This window comes from Falsiroseomonas sp., from assembly GCF_030695085.1.
Classification (GTDB): Bacteria; Pseudomonadota; Alphaproteobacteria; order Acetobacterales; family Acetobacteraceae; genus Falsiroseomonas.
In genome coordinates this window covers 1-17,043 of sequence record NZ_JAUYTS010000125.1, presented here as the reverse complement: position 1 = coordinate 17,043, position 17,043 = coordinate 1, and the positions used below count along the sequence as shown (strand labels likewise).

Here is a 17,043-nt window from a genome sequence, read left to right as displayed (position 1 = left end):
CAGGCGCTGCAGCAGGGCCAGAGCGGCGGCTTCATGCGCACCGCGATGATGACCGCGGTCGGCGTCGCGGGCGGCATGATGCTGGGTAACGCGCTGATGGGCGCGCTCGGCGGCGGCGGTGCCGCGGAAGCAGCGACCATGTCCGCCGATGGGGCGGCCGGCGCCTTCGGCCAGGAAGCGGTGCCCGCCTCCTCCCCCTGGACCGATCCGGGGCAGGACGCCGCGGCGCATGGCTACCAGGACGATGCCGGCGCCTATGATGATGGCGGCGGCTACGACGAGGATATCTGAGGCCAGATCCCGCGGATCGTGACCGATCCGCCCTCGGTTGCCGGCACCTCGCCCGGCCTGATCAGGCGCCGGGCACCATCCGCCGCCCCGGCCGGCCTTGCCGGCCGCGGGTTGCGACCATCGGGGTCTGGTGCGAGCCCTGCCGGCGCCACGCCCATACGGCGCTGCCGGCAGGGATCATCAACCAGGAGTTGCTTGTTAACGTATGATTCACCATCATCGGCGGATCATGCGTAGACCCGACCTCGATCTCGACCTGCTGCGCTGCTTCGTGTTGGTCGCCGAACTCGGCGGCTTCACCGCGGCCGGCAGTGCCCTGTCGCTGACGCAGTCGGCGGTCAGCCTGAAGATCAAGCGGCTGGAGGACCTGCTCCGCCGCCCGGTGTTCCGCCGCACCAGCCGCCGTGTCGAGCTGACGGCGGAGGGCGAGACACTGCTCGCCCATGCCCGGCGCATGCTGGCGCTGAACGACGAAGCCGTGCGCCGGATGGTGGAACCGCCGGTGGCCGGGCGGTTGCGCCTGGGCGTCGCGGATCATTTCGTGCCGCGCAGCCTGGCCCATATCCTCGCCCGCTTCGCCCGCACCTACCCGGATGTGCGGCTGGAGGTGGAGGTCGGCCGCAGCCACGAATTGCGCGTTAAGCAGGAAGCCGGCGGGCTGGACCTGGTGCTCGGCAAGCGCCGGGATGGCGAAGTGGCGGGGGTCGCGATCTGGACGGAGCCGGTTGTCTGGGCTGCCGCGCCGGATTGGCAGGCACCATTGGACCGCCCATTGCCGCTGGCGCTGCTGCCGGAGGGCTGCATGTTCCGCGAACGCGCGCTGCGCGCCCTGTCCCGCGCCGGAATGGCCTCAGAGACGGTCTTCACCTGTGACAGCCTGCTGGGCTTGGCGGCCGCCGCGCAGGCTGGCTTCGCGCTGACGGTGCTCGGCCGCAGCGGCTTTCCGGCCGGGCTGCGGGAGGTGCCGGGCCTGCCGGAGCTTGGCGTGGTGGAGATGGCGGTGTTCGGCGACCCGGAACGCCGCAGCCAGGTGGTGGAGCCGCTGGTGGGCTTCATCCGCGAATCCCTCGGCGCGCCCGCCGCAGCCGCGGCGGCCGCGCTGGGACAGGCCGCATGAACGCGATGCCGCAGCCGCTGCCGGGCTGCCGCATCCTGGTGGCCTTCGGCACGCGGCCGGAGGCGATCAAGATGATGCCGGTGCTGGCCGCGCTGCGGCACCAGCCCCGGCTGCGGCCGCTGGCCTGCGCCACCGGACAGCATGGCGGGCTGGTGGCCGATGTGCTGGCCGAATTCGGCGAGCGGGCGGATATCGACCTCGGCGCCCAACCCGCCGGCCAGGGCCTGCCGCTGCTGACCGGCCATCTGCTGGCCGCCATGGCAGGGGCCATCGCGGCGACGCGGCCGGACCTGGTGCTGGTGCAGGGCGATACGGTCAGCGCCTTCGCCGGCGCGCTGGCGGCGCATCAGGCGGGCGTGCCGGTGGGCCATGTCGAGGCCGGGCTGCGCTCCGGCGACCTGCAGAACCCCTGGCCGGAGGAATTCCACCGGGTTGCCATCGATGCGCTGGCCGCGCTGCGCTTCGCCCCCACCGCGGCGGCTGCGGCCAATCTGCGGGCGGAGTATGGCAGCGGCCAGGTGCTGGTCACCGGCAATACCGGGATCGACGCGCTGTTCCGGGCGCGCCGCACCGGGGTGGTGCCGGTGGAGCTCCGCCCAGGCCGGCGCATGGTGCTGGTCACGGCGCATCGGCGGGAGAATTGGGGCGTGCCGTTGCTGCGGATCGCCGATGCGGTGGCCGCGCTGGCCGCACGCGGCGATGTGGACCTGGTCTGGCCGCTGCACCCCAATCCGGCGGTGCGGGATGCGGTGACGGCGCGGCTCGGCGCGGTGCCTGGCGTGCATCTGCTGGGCCCCCTGCCCTATGGCGACAGCGTTGCCCTGCTGCGCGCCGCCTGCCTGCTGCTGACCGACAGCGGCGGCATGCAGGAGGAAGCGCCCGCGATCGGCCTGCCGGTGCTGATATTGCGGGAGGTGACGGAGCGGCCGGAGGTGGTCTCGGCCGGTGCCGCGCTGGTCACCGGCACCGCCACCGCGGTGATCCTCGCCGCGGCCAACGCCCTGCTGGACCACCCGGACCGGCTGGCGGAGATGGCGCGGCCGGTCTTTCCCTATGGCGATGGCCGCGCCGCGGATCGCATTGCCGAAGCGGTGGCGCTGTGGTGGGAGGCCAAGCGCTCCGCGGGGCGGGCGGATGCGCCCCTCCGCGACCAGGCGGATCAGCCAGACCTGGTGGACCGGCTCTAGGTGCAGCGCCTTTGCGTGATGGGGCTCGGCTATGTCGGCCTCCCGGCGGCGGCGATGCTGGCCGGACGCGGCCATCAGGTGGTGGGCTGCGACACCGACCCGCGCGTGGTCGCCGCGGTGCAATCCGGCCAGGCGCATTTCCACGAACCGGACCTCGACATGCTGCTGGCCGCGGCGCTGACCACCGGGCGGCTGACGGCGCAGGCGGTGCCGGCACCGGCCGAGGTCTTCGTGATTGCCGTGCCGACGCCGCTCGGCCCCGGCTGCAGCCCCCGTGCCGACCTGTCCTGCGTGGAGGCCGCGACGGATGCCATCGCGCCGCTGCTGCGGCCGGGCAATCTGGTGATCCTGGAATCGACCTGCCCGGTCGGCACGACGGAGGCGCTGGCGGCACGGCTGGCCGCCGCCCGGCCGGACCTGGCGCTGCCCCGCCGTGGCCAGCCGGCGCCGCCCGGTTGCGTGCATCTGGCACATTGCCCGGAACGCGTTCTGCCGGGGTCCATGCTGCGGGAGCTGGTGGCGAATGACCGCATCATCGGCGGGCTTACGCCAGCCTGCGCCGAGCTGGCCCGCGCGGTCTATGCCGGCTTCGTCACCGGCCGGTGCTGGGTCACGGATAGCCGCACGGCGGAACTGGCGAAGCTCGCCGAGAACGCCTTCCGGGATGTGAACATCGCCTTCGCCAACGAACTTGCCTCGATCTGCGAGGCGGTGGAGGTGGACCCCTGGGCCGCCATCACGCTCGCCAACCGCCATCCCCGCGTCGCCATCCTGCAACCCGGGGCTGGCGTCGGCGGGCATTGTATCGCGGTGGACCCCTGGTTTCTGGCGCAAGCCGCGCCCGAACGCTCCGCCCTGATCCGCACCGCGCGCGGGGTGAATGAGGCGAAGCCCGGCCAGGTGGCGGCGCGCATCCGGGCGCTGGCCGGGGGGATGGACCGGCCCGCCATCGCCTGCCTCGGCCTGACCTACAAGGCGGATGTGGAGGATCTGCGCGCCAGCCCGGCCCTGGCGGTCGCCGAGGATCTGGCCCGCGACGGCACGCTGCGCCTGCTGTGCTGCGACCCGATGCTGCCCACCCTGCCGCCATCCCTGGCCGGGCGGCCCGGCGTGGCACTGGTCGGCATCGAGGCGGCGCTGGTGCAGGCCGATATCCTGGCCGTGCTGGTCCCGCACGCCGCCTTCCGCGCCTTGCCGCCGCAGGTCTTCGCAGACCGGGTGGTGGTGGATACGGTGGGGCTGCTGCGGCAGGCTTGAAAGGCCGGAAGCGCCGGCCCAATTCCCGCGCTGGTTCGGGCCCCTCTGGCGCCGTGCCGCCCGCGGGCGCCACGCGTGATGTCGAACCAACCGCGCGGCCTTGCCGCATGACAGAACAGGGGTTCGACATGACTGCCTCCTCATACCATCCCGGCCGTGCGCTGCGGATTCTTGGCGTGCTGCTGCTGGTCATCGGGCTGGCCGGCTACGCATTGCCGGCGCCACCGGTGCATTGGACGGCGCTGATTCCCGCGGGGCTCGGGGCGCTGGCCATCCTGGCTGCCTGGCAGCGGCGCGGCCCGGCGCTGGTGACCGGCTTCCTCATCTGCGCGCTCGCCATGTTCGGCGGCGGCTCCGCGCTTTCGCAGATACCGGCGCTGCTGTCCGGGGAGGCCGGGCCGGCCACCGCGTCCCGCGTCGCCACGGCGCTGGTCGCCATCGGCGGCTTCACGGCGCTGTGGCAGGTGTGGCGCCGGAAGCCCGCATGAACACCACGCTGCTGATCCTGCTCGGCCTCGGCATGCTGGTGCTGGGGGGCGAGCTGTTCGTGCGCGGCGCGGTCCGCATCGCGGAGCGGATGGGCATTTCGCCGCTGATGATCGGGCTGACCCTGGTCGGCTTCGGCACCTCGACGCCGGAGCTGGTGACCAGTGTGCAGGCTTCGCTCGCCGGGTCGCCGGGCATTGCGCTGGGCAATATCGTCGGCTCCAACATCGCCAATATCCTGCTGATCCTGGGCCTTTCGGCGCTGATCTTCCCGATCGTCGTGCCCTCCGCCGCGCTGTGGCGGGATGGCGTGCTGGGGGCGGTGGCGGCCGCGGGGCTGCTGGCCGTCGGGCTGTTCTGGACGCTCGACCGGGTGGTGGGGGTCGCCTTCCTGCTCGGGCTGGTGGCCTATCTCGTCTATGCGTGGCGGCAGGAAAGCGCCACGACCGGCGACCACACCGCGGCCTTCGAGAAGGCGCAGGCGCTGGAGGAGGTGCATCCGGGCGGCCTCGCCCAGCACGCGCCGATCGTGGCCAGCAGTTTCTGGAGCGGCGTGCCGGCCTCGATCGGCTTCATCGTGGTCGGGCTGGCGCTGGTGGTGGGCGGTGGCGGGCTGCTGGTGGATGGCGCCACGGCCCTGGCGCGCGGCCTCGGCGTGTCCGAGAGCGTGATCGGCCTGACCATCGTCGCCGTCGGCACCTCGATGCCCGAGCTTGTCACCTCCCTGATCGCGGCGGTGCGGCGGCATGCGGATGTGGCGCTGGGCAATGTGCTCGGCTCCAACATCTACAATGTCCTCGGCATCGGCGGTGTCACGGCGCTGATCGCGCCGACCGAGATCCCGCCGGAGATCGCCGGCTTTGACATGTTCGTGATGGTGGGCATTTCCCTGCTGCTGCTGGTGCTGGCGCGCAGCGGCTGGCGCATCGGGCGGCGGGAGGGGGGGCTGCTGCTGGCGCTCTATGCCGGCTACCTGATCTGGATCTGGCCGGGCTGAGCGCGGCAGATTGACCTCGGGGCCGGGGCGGGCGCAGTTTCGGGCAAATTCGGAGCCCGCCCGGCATGGTCGCCCCCGCTTCCCCCGACGCCCCGCCCCCGGCTGGCCAGGACGCCCGCATCCTGGCGCTGATCGGCACCGGGCATTTCCTCAGCCATTTCTACATGCTGTGCCTGCCGCCACTGTTCCTGGTGTGGCGCGACGAGTTCGGCGTGACCTTCGCCGAGCTGGGCCTGGCGGTGGCGCTGATGGCGGCGGTGACGGCGGCGTTGCAGACCCCGGTGGGCTTCCTGGTGGACAAGCATGGCGCGCGGCCCTTCCTGGTGGGCGGCGTGCTGCTGATGGCGCTGTCCATCGCCGCCATGGCGTTCGCCCCGGGCTACTGGGCCATCCTGCTGCTGGCGCTGCTGTCAGGCGTCGGCAATTCGGTGATCCACCCGGCGGATTACGCGATTCTCGGCGGGTCGATCCACCCGAGCCGCATCGGCCGCGCCTTCGCCATGCACACCTTCACCGGCAATCTCGGCTTTGCCGCCGGCCCGCCGGTGGTGGCCGGGCTGCTGCTGGTGATGGGCTGGCGGCCGGCGCTGCTGCTGCTCGGCCTGATCGGCATTCCCGTGGTGCTCGCCATCCTGTGGCAGAGCCGCATCCTGCGCGACCAGGCGAAGCCGAAAAAGGCCACCGGCGGGCCGGGCGGGCGGGAATTGCTGCTGTCCCGGCCGATCCTGCTGTTCTTCGGCTTCTTCCTGCTGTCGGCCATGGCCGGGTCGGTGATCCAGGCGTTTTCCATCACCGTGCTGATGGAGATGTGGGGCACCCCCGTGGCGATCGCGTCCTTCGCGCTGACCGGCTACATGGTGGGGGCGACCAGCGGCACGCTGGTGGGTGGCTGGTTCGCGGACCGCTCGAAGAAGCATTTCGCCTTCATCCTGGTGCTGACCCTGCTGGCCGCGTTGCTGCTGCTGGCGCTGGGCGTATTGCCGATGCCGCATTGGATGCAGCCGGTGGTCGCCGGCGCGGCGGGGCTGGCGATGGGATCCTCCCGCACCCCGCGCGACGTCATGCTGAAGGACGCGATCCCACCCGGCCAGATGGGCAAGGTGTTCGGCTTCGTCTCCGCCGGCCTGCCGCTGGGCGGCGCCATCACGCCGGTGCCGGTGGGGCTGCTGATCGACTACGGGTTTGCCGCGCTGGTGCTGCCGCTGGCGGCGCTGCTGCTGCTGGCATCACTGCTGTGCATGGGGCGCGCCAGCAACGCGGCGCGGCGCGCGCGGCCCTTTGCCGTGCCGGCGGAATAATTGGGCGGGCTGGACAGCGCGCTGCAGGTCCTGGACCTGCTGGGCATTGCCGTTTTCGCCGCCTCCGGCGCGCTGGTCGCCAGCCGCAAGCAGCTGGATCTGGTGGGCTTCGTGCTGATCGGCATGATCACCGGCTTCGGCGGCGGCACGGTGCGGGACCTGCTGCTGGGCCGCACGCCGGTGTTCTGGCTGAACCAGCCGGAGGTCCCCGCCATTGCCGCCGCCGCCGCGCTGCTGGTGTTCTTCTTCGCCCATCGCGTGGAAAGCCGCTTCAAGGCGCTGCTCTGGGCCGATGCGCTGGGCATGGCGCTGTTCGCCGTGCTGGGGGCGGAGATTGCGCTGATCGCCGGCGCGCAGCCCTGGGCTGCGGTGCTGCTCGGCACCGTGACGGCCACCGCGGGCGGCATCATGCGGGATGTGGTCTGCGACGAGCTGCCGCTGATCCTGCGCAAGGAAATCTACATCACCGCAGCCGCCGCGGCCGCGCTGGCCTATGTGGCGCTGCGCCTGGCGCTGCTGCCCCGCGATGTGGCGCTGATCGCGGCCATCGGGCTGGGCTTCGGCATTCGCGGCGCCGCGATCTGGCGCGGCTGGTCGCTGCCCGCCTTCAAGCCACGCCCGGCGCGGGACTATCCGGACCGGCGCTGACCGATCGGAGGCTGATCGATGGGAGGCTGGCCGGCGGAAGGCTGGCCGGTGGGGCGCTGACCGGTGGGGCGCCGCCGGGTCGCGGCGGTGCCGAGGATGCCCGCCGCCAGCAGCCCGAGGCCGGTGCGCCGGTAGAAGCAAAGCTGGCCCTCGCGCTCCGCCCGCTCTGCCAGCACCGAGGCCTGGCGTTCCGGCGGATCGCGCCGATCGAGGCGTGGGGGCGTCGCCAGCGTCGCCCAGGCCGGTGCCAGTTCGCCAAGCTGCACCCGCACACACACCACCAGGGTCAACAGGCCAAGCAGCACCAGGCCGAAGGGACCGAGCAGGGCAACCACCAGGAACACCGCACCAACCAGGGTGACAAGAAGGGCGGAGGCGGCCGCATTGGCAAGAACAGCGGCAAGAGGCGACATGCCACAACATTACAACTAAGACATCTTGCAAGGATATCGCGAATTGCCGCCGGCCTTTCACGTTTTCCGGCTTGGCGGGTCATGCCGCCGGATCTCTCGGCGGGGCTGACTTTGCGGCTCGCCATTTTGTTGCCTGGGTCGTTCCGGGTGGCGATGCGGGAGCGCTGACTTTACGGACAGCTTCCCACGGCCTCCGCAGCCTCGAAGCCATCGAACTGCGCGCGCTGTTCCTGCGCCTCGATCCAGATGAGGCTGTTGCTGCCCGGTTCGATACGGGCGGCGCCTTCGACCACGCGGCTGGCGGAAATGGCGGCTTGCCGGCGGTAGGTCAGTTCCCGGCCGCTGGGCGCCATGCGCCAGGACAGCACCGGCAGCGGCCGGCAGCGGAACAGGGCGCGCACCGCGAGCAGTCCGGTGCCGTCAGCCTCCAGCAGCAGGCGCGCATCACCGGCCGGGCTGCGCAGCCGCGCGGTGCGCCCGACCCATTCGGGAAAGGGCGGCACCGGCTGGCTGGCGCGGGAGGGTGCCGCAAGCAGGGCCGGGCAGGCGAGAATGGGCAGCCACAGCGCGGCCCGGCGGGACAGCGGGTCCATGAGGGGAACCATGAGGGGGGCCATCCGGACGACCGTAAGTTCGTCGCCCTGCTATCAATGATGTCACGGTCCGGAACAAGGATCGCAACACTTCGTCACGGCTACCAGAAATTCACCCGGTCCCACACCGCCACGACCCGGCCGGCCTCGTCCAGCACATGGTAGTGCGGATGTGCAGCGGCGGTCAGGCAGACATGGTTGGGCGCCACGCGCAGCCTGGTGCCGACCTTCAGCCGGTCGAGATCCAGCGTTCCGCCTTCCGCCGCGCGGACCTCGCCATGTTCCTGATGCACCCGCACCACCAGCGCGTCGCCCAGGCTCGGCTGGCCGGCCACATCCAGCACGCGGCCGAATTTCCAGTCCCGCGGGGCGGCTTCGGTGCTGCGGTCCTTGGACAAGGCGAGCGCTCCGGCATCCACCAGCACCGCGTTGCGCGCCGGGTAGCGCCCGGTGACGCTGGTCAGCACGGTGACGGCAATATCCTCCAGCGGATGCACGCCGAGCTGTGCCTGCAACAGGTCGCCCATCATGTAGACGCCGGCGCGCATTTCCGTGACGCCTTCCAGATGCGCCGCATACATGGCGGTGGGAGATGCGCCGGCGGAGACGATGGCCACCGTCAGCCCCGCGCCACGCAGCCGCTCCGCCGCCAATACGATGCCGGCACGCTCGATCTCCGCCAGCTCCGCCATCGCGGCCTCGCTGCGGCCGGCATAGGAATGGCCGGAATGGGACAGCACGCCCGCGAGCTTCGGGCCGAGCGCCGCGCCAATCTCCAGCAGCGCCTCGCTGTCCGGCGCCACGCCGGCACGGCCCTCGCCGATATCCACCTCGATCAGCGTCGGCAGGCGGCCGGGATGGGCGGCGATGGCCTGGGCGGTTTCCAGGTCATCGGTGATGATCCTGACCGATGCGCCCTCCGCGTTCAGCGCGGCCACGGCATCCAGCTTCGCGGGGGTGATGCCGACGGCATAGATCTGGTCGCGGAAACCGTGCGTCGCGAAGTAGCGCGCCTCCGCCAAAGTGGAGACGGTGATGGGGCCGCCGCCGGGTGCCACAAGCTCCGCCACCGCGGCGGATTTCGCGGTCTTCATATGCGGGCGCAGCACCACGCCGGGATGGCGGGCGATGGCATCCGCCATGCGGGCGATGTTGCGCTTCAGCACCGGCAGGTCGAGCAGCAGGCAGGGGGTGGGCAGCTGGTCCGGCGACATCAGATGGCGACCCCCAGCAATTCGGCATAGCGCGGCGTGGATTTCAGGCCGGTGCCCGTCAGCACCACCACCGTGGTCTCGCGCTCCGCGATCCGGCCCTCGGCGCGGAGCTTCGTGAAGGCGGCGGCGGCCTGGGCGCAGGTAGGCTCGACATAAAGGCCGGTGCGGGCCAAGGCGAGCGCGGCCTCGGCGATCTCCGCCTCCTCCAGCAGCACGGCGCCGCCATGGGATTCGCGCAGGGCCGCGAGGCATTCCGGCAGGCGGATCGGCTGGGCGATGGCGGTGCCCTCCGCGATGGTCGGTTTTGCCTCAATCGCCGGCAGGCCAAGCGCGGCGCGCGCGATGGGGCCGCAATTCGCGGGCTGCGCGGCCCAGATGCGCGGCAGCCGGTCGATCTGGCCGGCCCGCAGCAATTCGGAAAAGCCGAGCCAGCAGCCGAGCACGTTGGAGCCGGCGCCGCAGGGCACGATGACGTTGTCCGGGACCTTGAAGGACAGATCCTCCCAGAGCTCGTAGGCGAGGGTCTTGGTGCCCTCCAGGAAAAAGGGCTGCCAGTTGTGGCTGGCGTAAAACAGCTCCGCCGACTTTGCGAGCGCCGCGTCGGCGCAATCCTGGCGGCTACCCGGGATCAGTTCGATGGCCGCACCCGCCGCGCGGGACTGCACGGTCTTGGCCGGGCTGGTGCTGGACGGGACGAAGATGGTCGCGGCCATGCCGCCGGCGGCCGCATAGGCGGAAACGGCGGCGCCACCATTGCCGGAGCTGTCCTCCAGCACGCTCATCACGCCCTGATCGCGCAGCAGGGACAGCATGACGCTGGCGCCGCGGTCCTTGAAGCTGCCGGTGGGCATGAACCACTCGCATTTCAGCAGCGCCGTGCCGCCGGGCAGCCGGCGTTCCAGCAGCGGGGTGCAGCCCTCCCCCATGCTGATCGGCGCCTGGGGCATCCAGGGCAGCGCGGCGGCATAGCGCCAGATGCTGCGGGTGCCGGTTGCGATCTCGGCGCGGGACAGGCCCTGCCGCATGGTCAGCAGCAGCGGTGCCTGGTGGTCGCCGCACCAGCGGGGGGTATCGAGCGGCCAGGTCTTGCCGCTGCGGGGGTCGAGGTAGCTTTGCGGGGTCATGCGCGCATCCTCCCTTGCCCGCCCGGCGCCGGCAAGCGACCCTGCCACGCATGACCCTGAATGACCCGGTGCTGCGCCTGGCAGCCGACCTCATCGCGATCGACAGCCGATCCAGCCTCTCCAACCTGGCGGTCGCCGAGCGCATCGAGCAGGAGCTTTCCGGTTTCGAGGTGGAGCGGCTGGACTACACGGACGCGAACGGCGTGCCGAAGCGGGCGCTGGTGGCGCATAAGGGGCCGAAGGGTGGCTATGCGCTGTCCGGCCACATGGACACGGTGCCGGCGACGGGGTGGGAAAGCGACCCCTGGGCGCCTCGGCTGGATGAGGCCGGGATGCTGCACGGCCTCGGCAGCGTGGACATGAAGGGCCAGGTGGCGGCGGCCATCATCGCGGCGCGGCAGGCGCCGGCGGATGTGCCGGCGACGCTGCTGATCACCACCGATGAGGAAACCACGAAGGCCGGCGCGCGGCGCATCGCGCGTGACAGTGCGCTGGCGAAATCGCTGAACCTGCAAGGCATATTCGTGGTGGAGCCGACCGGCCTGGTGCCGGTGCGCGGTCATCGCAGCCACATCGCCTTCACCGCCACGGCGCATGGGGTGCAGGCGCATTCCTCCACCGGCAAGGGCACGAATGCGAATTGGAAGCTGCTGCCCTTCCTGGTGGCGATGCGCGCCGTGCATGACGAGCTGCGCACGAACCCCGCGCTGCAGGATGCCGACTACGACCCGCCCTTCTCCGACTTCAACCTGATCCTCGACAACCACGGCACGGCGATGAACGTCACCGTCGCCAAGGCCACCGCACAAATAAAATTCCGCTACAGCGCCAAGGTGGACCCGAAGCCGATCCTGCACGCCGTGCGCCAGGCGGCGCGGGATGCCGGGATTGATCTGACCGAACAGATGGAGGGCTTCCCGCCCGAACTGCCGGCGGACCACCCCTTCGTCGCCCGCGCCACGCGGCTGACCAACCACGCGCCGCGCACCGCGCCCTACGGCACCGATGCCAGCGAGTTGCAGGTGCTGGCGCCCTGCGTGGTGCTCGGCCCGGGTGACATCGCCATGGCGCATACGCCGCGCGAATGCGTCCGCGCGCAGGACCTTTTGGACGCCGTGCCGGTCTTCGGCCGCGCCCTGGCCGGTCAGTAGGCCACGGCGAGCGCCGCTTCGGCGAAACCGACGCGCCGCGCCGGCGGCACCGGGGATTTCGCGGCGGCGCGTTCCAGCGCCAGCCGCGCATCCGCCTGTCGTCCCGCCTTCATGGCGGAATCGACAAAGATCTGTTCCAGCACATCCTGCTGCGCGTGGCTGCCGCCGAGGCGGTGCAGATCGCCCAGCGCCGGGCGCAGGATGGCACACACCTCGTCGTGCCGGCCCTCCGCGTGCAGCGCCACGGCGCGTGTCGCGGGCAGCGCGGCGTCGCGCAGGATGCGGGCGTGGTGGGTGTTGCCGCGCGCCGCCTCCTCCAGCGCCGCCAGCATCCGCGCGGCGGATTCGCGCCGGCCACCGGCGGCCAGCGCCATCATCCAGTGCGGCTGGGTGAAGGCGGACAGCGTATCGCCGATGCGGGCCTCCGCCTTCTCTGCCAGTTCCTCCCACCGGTCGCCGACCGCGATGCCGCGCAGCTGCAGGCGGAACAGCATGGAGGCCGCGTTCTGAACATCGATGTAGAGGTCCGGCTGCGCCAGATGCACCTTCGACTCGCGGTTGCGGAAGCGCGTGTCGTACAGCCGCAGCACGCCGTCGAAATCGCGCTGTTCGGCCATGAACATGGCCTGGTGCCACCAGAGATGGTGCATCAGGTTGTTGCCGCCGTCCCAGTTCGGCTCCAGCGCCGCGATCCAGTCGAGGCCCTCCGTCCGGCGGCCCTGCATCTCCAGCACATGCGCCACGCCATGCGCGGCCCAGAGATCGGCGGCATCCAGCGCCACGGCGTCGCGGCCCGCATGTTCGGCGATGGTGTAGCTGCCGGTTTCCTCATGCGCGAAGCAGCGGCAGGCGAGCACGCTGCCATAGCCGGCGGTGCTGTCCGACCAATGCGGCATCACCTGTTCCACCAGCGTCACCATGCGTTCCGGCGCGCCCATCCAGAAGGCGCAGAAATGGTGCAGGCGGAAGGCGAGCAGGTCGCGCGGATGCTCCGCCACAATCTGCTCCCAGACGGACAGCGCCTTCTCGGGCGTGCCGTCGATCCAGGCGGAAAGGGCGGCCATATGCGCGCGTTCCCGCGCATTGGCTGGCAGCGCCTGCGCCTTGGCGAGAGAGCCCGCGGCGCGGCCGAGCAGGCCCTTGTCGTAGGCCAGCATCGCGAAACAGCCCGCCATCACCTGCCCCAGCGGCGCCGTGGGATCGGCTGTGAGAAAAGCCTTCAGCCGCAGGCCGGTGTCGAAGCGGTACTTCAGAAAACCCTCGATCGCATGGTCGTAGGCACGCGCCGCCTCGGCGGAGGTGACGGTGAGCGCATTGCCCTGGGCATCATTGTGCATTGGCGTTTTCCCTCAGAAAGTCTCGACCCAGGGCCGCAGCTCGATCTCGGCGGACCAGGCGCTGCGGGGCTGGCGGATGGCGGCGAGCGCGGCGGCGGCGATGGCATCCGGGTCCAGCAGCGTGTCCTGGCCCGGATCGGGCCGGCGTTCGCTGCGGATGCCGCCATCCACCACGATATGCACCACATGCACCCCCTGCGGATGCAGCTCCCGCGCCAAGGCCTGGCCCAGGCCGCGCAAAGCGAATTTGCCCATGGCGAAGGGGGCGGAACGGGCATAGCCCTTCACCCCGGCGGAGGCGCCGGTCAGCAGGATGGTGCCCGCACCGCGCGCCAGCATGTGGCCGGCGGCCTGCTGTGCCACCAGGAAGGCGCCAAAGGCACACACCTCCAGGGTGCGGCGCACATCCTCCGGCGCCAGTTCCACCGTGGGGCCGCGCACGCGGAACGAGGCGTTGTAGGACACCACCTCCGCCTCCGCCGCCTCCGGCCGGGTGAACAGGGCGGCGACCTCGGCGGGGTCGCTGGCGTCGCAGCGATGCAGGCTCGCACCGGTCTCGGCGGCAAGCGCGGCCAGCTTGCCGGTATCCCGCGCCGCCAGCGCCACGCTGTAGCCTTCGCGGGCCAGCAGCCTGGCGAGGCTGGCGGAAAAGCCCGGCCCGGCGCCGACGATGAGTGCCCTTGGCATGGTGTTCTCCTACCCTCGCGGCGCCAGCAGGATGACCCCGGCGCCCGCCAGACATAGGAGCATACCCAGCAGATCGAAGCGATCCGGCCGCGCCCCCTCCACCGCCCACATCCAGCCGAGCGAGGCTGCGATATAGACCCCGCCATAGGCGGCGAAGGCCCGCCCGGCGAAATCCGCCTCGATCCGCGTCAGCGCCCAGGCGAAGAAGGCCAGGCACAACAGGCCCGGCAGCAGCCACCAGGCGCTGCGCCCATCCCGCCACACCGCCCAGGCGGCGAAGCAGCCGGCGATCTCGGCCAGCGCCGCCAGGGCATAGAGGGGGAAGGCCCTCAGTCGATTTCCTCCAGCAGCCCGCACAGCGTCGCGCAGCGGGCGGCGAGGTCGGTCCAGACGATGTGCTCATGCGGCGCATGGGCGCCCGCACCGGTGCAGCCGAGGCCATCCAGCGTCGGGATGCCGAGTGCCGCGGTGAAGTTGCCGTCCGACCCGCCGCCGCGATGCTGCTTCGGCAGGGTGTAGCCCGCCGCCGCGGCCAGCGCCCTGGCCTGTTCATATAGCGCGACGATCTCGCCATTTTCCGCGAAGGGCGGCCGGTTCATGCCGCCGGTGATCTCGATGCGGATGCCATCCTGCTCGCCGGCCAGTGCCAAAATCAGCTTCTCCAGCCGCTCCCCTTCCGCGATGGACGGCACGCGGAGGTCGACCTCCGCGCCGGCCTCGGGCGGGATGACGTTGGGGCGGGTGCCGCCGAAGACCGGGGCGACATTGGTGGTGATGCCGGCGTCCAGATCGGTCAGCTCATGAATCCGCAGCACCAGGCGGGACAGGGCGACGACGGCGCTGCGGCCTTCCGCCCAGTTGCCGCCGGCATGGGCGGAGACGCCGCGCACCTTGATGACGAAGCGGCCGACACCCTTGCGCGCGGTGACGCAGGCGCCACCGGCACCGGCCGGCTCCGGGATCAGCACGGCGCGTGCGCCGCGGGCGGTGGCCTCGATGATGTCGCGGCTGGTCGGGCTGCCGACCTCCTCATCCGGGGTCAGCAGCAGGACGATCGGGCGCTTCGTCGGGATCTTCTGGCGCAGGATCTCGCGCACGGAATGGAAGGCCATGAAGGACCCGGCCTTCATGTCGTAGATGCCCGGGCCATAGGCCTTGTCGCCCTCCACCCGGAACGGCATCGGCCCGGCCAGCGTGCCGTGGTCCCACACCGTATCGAGGTGGCCGGAGACCATGACCGGCGCCAGGTTGCTGCCCGCGGCCGCCGGCGTGCGGCAGACCAGCGTATCGCCGAAGCCGTCGCGGCCCGGAATCCGGGTGATCTCGCCGCCAACCGCGGCAAGCTCCGCCTCGCAGCGGTCGATCAGCGCATTCACCGCCAGCGGGTCGGTGGTCGGCGTTTCCTGCTCCACCCAGAGGCGCAGTTCCTCCAGCAGGCGTTCGGAGGTGCCGAGGGTTGTGGCGGGCATGGGGGCGTCCATCTGCTGCAAGGCGAGCGTTCTCGCAAACCGCCCCGGCCTTGTCGATCCAACCCGGCCCGGCTAACGCCACCATGCGGCGGCGCAGCATGAGGGCCATTTTCGTGACCAGACCGAAGCGGGTATGCGTGTTCTGCGGCTCCATGGTCGGCGCCCGGGAAGACTATGCGGAAGCTGCGCGGGAGCTCGGGCGAGAGGTCGCGCGGCGCGGCATCGGCCTGGTCTATGGCGGCGGCGCCGTCGGGCTGATGGGCATCGCCGCGGATGCCGCGCTGAATGCCGGGGCCGAGGTGATCGGCGTGATCCCGCACGGCCTGCTGAAGCGTGAGGTCGGCCATGGCGGCGGCGTCGAGATGCACATCGTCGACACGATGCATGAGCGCAAGGCGAAGATGGCGGAGCTTTCGGGCGGCTTCATCGTGCTGCCCGGCGGCTTCGGCACGCTGGAGGAAGCGGTGGAGGCGCTGACCTGGGCGCAGCTCGGCATCCAGGCGAAGGGCGTGGTGTTCCTGGACGTCGCCGGCTTCTGGACCCCCTTCCTGGATGTGCTGGATTTCATGCAGCGCGAGGGCTTCGTGCGCGATCAGCAGCGGCCGCTGGCGATGCGGGCCAGCACGGTGGGGGAGGCGCTGGACAAGCTGGCCGCCTTCGCCCCGCCGCCCGGCACCCAGCCCTGGCTGCGGCCCGACCAGGCGTGACGCCCGACATCATCAGGGACTGGCATGCAGTGCCGTCAGGCGCGCGCGGCGCCACCGTCGCGCTGGGCAATTTCGATGGCGTGCATCTTGGCCATGAAGCGGTGCTGCGTGCGGCGCATACCGCAAGGCCGGACCTGCCGCTCGCCGCCCTGACCTTCGAGCCACATCCGCGCGAGCATTTCCGCCCCGACGACCCACCCTTCCGCCTGACCCTGCTGCCGGAAAAGGCGCGGGCGCTCGGGGCCCTGGGTGTCCGCACCGTCTACGCCCTGTCCTTCGACGCCGCCCTGGCCGCCATGCCGGCGGAGGCCTTCGTGGAGCGGGTGCTGCACCAGGCGCTTGGCGTGCGGCATCTGGCCTGCGGCACCAATTTCGCCTTCGGCCATCGCCGCGGCGGCGATGTCGGGTTCCTGGCGCAGCAGGCCGAGGCGCGCGGCATCGGCCTGACCGTGGTGCCGCCGGTGGTGGATGAGGGTGGGCCGGTTTCCTCCACCCGCATCCGCCGGGCGTTGCAGGATGGCTACCCGGACCGCGCGGCCGCCGAGTTGGGCCGGGATTGGGAAGTGCGCGGCGTGGTGTTCCATGGCGACAAGCTGGGCCGGGAACTCGGCTGGCCGACCGCCAACATCCTGCTGGGCCGGCATCTGGAACCGGCGCGCGGGGTCTATGCCGTGCGCGTGGCGCTACCGGATGGAAGGGTGGCGGAGGGCGTGGCCAATGTCGGCCGCCGCCCGACCCTGGGCGGCGACCCGGTGACGCGGCTTGAAACCCACATCTTCGACTTCGCCGGCGACCTGTACGACCAGGAAATCGGCGTGCGGCTGGTCCGCTTCCTGCGGCCGGACGCGACCTTTGCCGGGCTGGAGGCGCTGAAGGCCGCGATCGCGGCGGATGCGGCGGAGGCGCGGCGGGTGCTGGCGGCGGGTTAGATGTTTGGTCCCAGGCTTTGATGGTGCATTCTTGTCGCCTGGATGGAGGGATGCGCTATGGGCCAAGTTCTCCATGGGAGCGCCACCACGACAGAGGCGGTCCGTCGAGCGATACAGCATAGTCAAGCGAGCCTGAGG

At 71.3% G+C, this 17,043-nt stretch carries 18 protein-coding genes and 1 pseudogene; 11 read left to right on the top strand and 8 right to left on the bottom strand.

What is annotated here, in order from left to right; genetic code table 11:
* From Q8S40_RS13825 to Q8S40_RS13790, 8 genes and pseudogenes are all read left to right on the top strand, one after another.
* Positions 1-291, top strand: a pseudogene (locus tag Q8S40_RS13825) (DUF2076 domain-containing protein); the annotation flags it as partial.
* A 229-nt stretch (positions 292-520) separates the two neighbouring features.
* Positions 521-1,408: a LysR substrate-binding domain-containing protein gene (locus Q8S40_RS13820; RefSeq protein WP_305670848.1), complete on the top strand. Its 888-nt coding sequence runs from the start codon at positions 521-523 to the stop codon at positions 1,406-1,408.
* A complete protein-coding gene (gene wecB, locus Q8S40_RS13815; protein ID WP_305670847.1) occupies positions 1,405-2,595 on the top strand; it encodes a non-hydrolyzing UDP-N-acetylglucosamine 2-epimerase in 1,191 nt (396 codons plus the stop codon). The genes Q8S40_RS13820 and wecB overlap by 4 nt, the downstream gene beginning before the upstream one ends.
* The gene (gene wecC, locus Q8S40_RS13810; RefSeq protein ID WP_305670846.1) at positions 2,596-3,852 is read left to right on the top strand and encodes a UDP-N-acetyl-D-mannosamine dehydrogenase; all 1,257 of its coding nucleotides are present in this window, start codon (positions 2,596-2,598) and stop codon (positions 3,850-3,852) included.
* A 128-nt stretch (positions 3,853-3,980) separates the two neighbouring features.
* Entirely contained in the window at positions 3,981-4,340 is a 360-nt protein-coding gene (locus tag Q8S40_RS13805; protein WP_304811265.1) for a hypothetical protein, read from the top strand.
* Positions 4,337-5,335: a calcium/sodium antiporter gene (locus Q8S40_RS13800; protein ID WP_305670845.1), complete on the top strand. Its 999-nt coding sequence runs from the start codon at positions 4,337-4,339 to the stop codon at positions 5,333-5,335. The genes Q8S40_RS13805 and Q8S40_RS13800 overlap by 4 nt, the downstream gene beginning before the upstream one ends.
* Before the next feature lie 65 nt (positions 5,336-5,400).
* Complete coding sequence (locus Q8S40_RS13795; protein WP_304811269.1) at positions 5,401-6,633, top strand: MFS transporter; 1,233 nt, start codon at positions 5,401-5,403, stop codon at positions 6,631-6,633.
* Positions 6,634-7,281, top strand: coding sequence for a trimeric intracellular cation channel family protein (locus tag Q8S40_RS13790; RefSeq protein ID WP_304811271.1), 648 nt, complete (start codon positions 6,634-6,636; stop codon positions 7,279-7,281).
* Here Q8S40_RS13790 and Q8S40_RS13785 read toward each other — a convergent pair.
* From Q8S40_RS13785 to Q8S40_RS13770, 4 genes are all read right to left on the bottom strand, one after another.
* Complete coding sequence (locus Q8S40_RS13785) at positions 7,263-7,694, bottom strand: hypothetical protein (protein ID WP_305670844.1); 432 nt, start codon at positions 7,692-7,694, stop codon at positions 7,263-7,265. The two genes, Q8S40_RS13790 and Q8S40_RS13785, sit on opposite strands and share 19 nt — an antisense overlap.
* A 170-nt stretch (positions 7,695-7,864) precedes the next feature.
* Complete coding sequence (locus tag Q8S40_RS13780) at positions 7,865-8,299, bottom strand: hypothetical protein (RefSeq protein ID WP_305670843.1); 435 nt, start codon at positions 8,297-8,299, stop codon at positions 7,865-7,867.
* A gap of 89 nt (positions 8,300-8,388) precedes the next feature.
* The gene (locus tag Q8S40_RS13775) at positions 8,389-9,501 is read right to left on the bottom strand and encodes an alanine racemase (protein ID WP_305670842.1); all 1,113 of its coding nucleotides are present in this window, start codon (positions 9,499-9,501) and stop codon (positions 8,389-8,391) included.
* A complete protein-coding gene (locus tag Q8S40_RS13770) occupies positions 9,501-10,625 on the bottom strand; it encodes a pyridoxal-phosphate dependent enzyme (RefSeq protein WP_305670841.1) in 1,125 nt (374 codons plus the stop codon). The genes Q8S40_RS13775 and Q8S40_RS13770 overlap by 1 nt, the downstream gene beginning before the upstream one ends.
* Positions 10,626-10,675: 50 nt before the next feature.
* On the opposite strand from Q8S40_RS13770, the gene Q8S40_RS13765 reads away from it, so the two are divergent.
* Positions 10,676-11,776, top strand: a complete 1,101-nt coding sequence (locus Q8S40_RS13765; protein WP_304811281.1) for a M20/M25/M40 family metallo-hydrolase — start codon at positions 10,676-10,678, stop codon at positions 11,774-11,776.
* On the opposite strand, the gene Q8S40_RS13760 is transcribed toward Q8S40_RS13765, so the two are convergent.
* Genes Q8S40_RS13760 through Q8S40_RS13745 form a run of 4 tightly spaced genes read right to left on the bottom strand, consistent with a single transcriptional unit; the run spans position 11,770 to position 15,269 of the window.
* Entirely contained in the window at positions 11,770-13,113 is a 1,344-nt protein-coding gene (locus Q8S40_RS13760) for a tetratricopeptide repeat protein (RefSeq protein WP_305670840.1), read from the bottom strand. The two genes, Q8S40_RS13765 and Q8S40_RS13760, sit on opposite strands and share 7 nt — an antisense overlap.
* Positions 13,114-13,125: 12 nt before the next feature.
* Positions 13,126-13,800 carry an SDR family NAD(P)-dependent oxidoreductase gene (locus tag Q8S40_RS13755; protein WP_305670839.1) on the bottom strand — a complete coding sequence of 225 codons (675 nt, stop codon included), beginning with the start codon at positions 13,798-13,800 and terminating at the stop codon, positions 13,126-13,128.
* A gap of 9 nt (positions 13,801-13,809) precedes the next feature.
* Positions 13,810-14,157: a YnfA family protein gene (locus tag Q8S40_RS13750; RefSeq protein WP_371136835.1), complete on the bottom strand. Its 348-nt coding sequence runs from the start codon at positions 14,155-14,157 to the stop codon at positions 13,810-13,812.
* Positions 14,130-15,269, bottom strand: a complete 1,140-nt coding sequence (locus Q8S40_RS13745; RefSeq protein WP_304811286.1) for a M20 family metallopeptidase — start codon at positions 15,267-15,269, stop codon at positions 14,130-14,132. The genes Q8S40_RS13750 and Q8S40_RS13745 overlap by 28 nt, the downstream gene beginning before the upstream one ends.
* A gap of 113 nt (positions 15,270-15,382) precedes the next feature.
* Here Q8S40_RS13745 and Q8S40_RS13740 point away from each other — a divergent pair, with 113 nt between their 5' ends.
* Positions 15,383-15,976: a TIGR00730 family Rossman fold protein gene (locus Q8S40_RS13740; protein ID WP_305670838.1), complete on the top strand. Its 594-nt coding sequence runs from the start codon at positions 15,383-15,385 to the stop codon at positions 15,974-15,976.
* Entirely contained in the window at positions 15,973-16,905 is a 933-nt protein-coding gene (locus tag Q8S40_RS13735; RefSeq protein WP_305670837.1) for a bifunctional riboflavin kinase/FAD synthetase, read from the top strand. The genes Q8S40_RS13740 and Q8S40_RS13735 overlap by 4 nt, the downstream gene beginning before the upstream one ends.
* Positions 16,906-17,043: the final 138 nt, after the last annotated feature.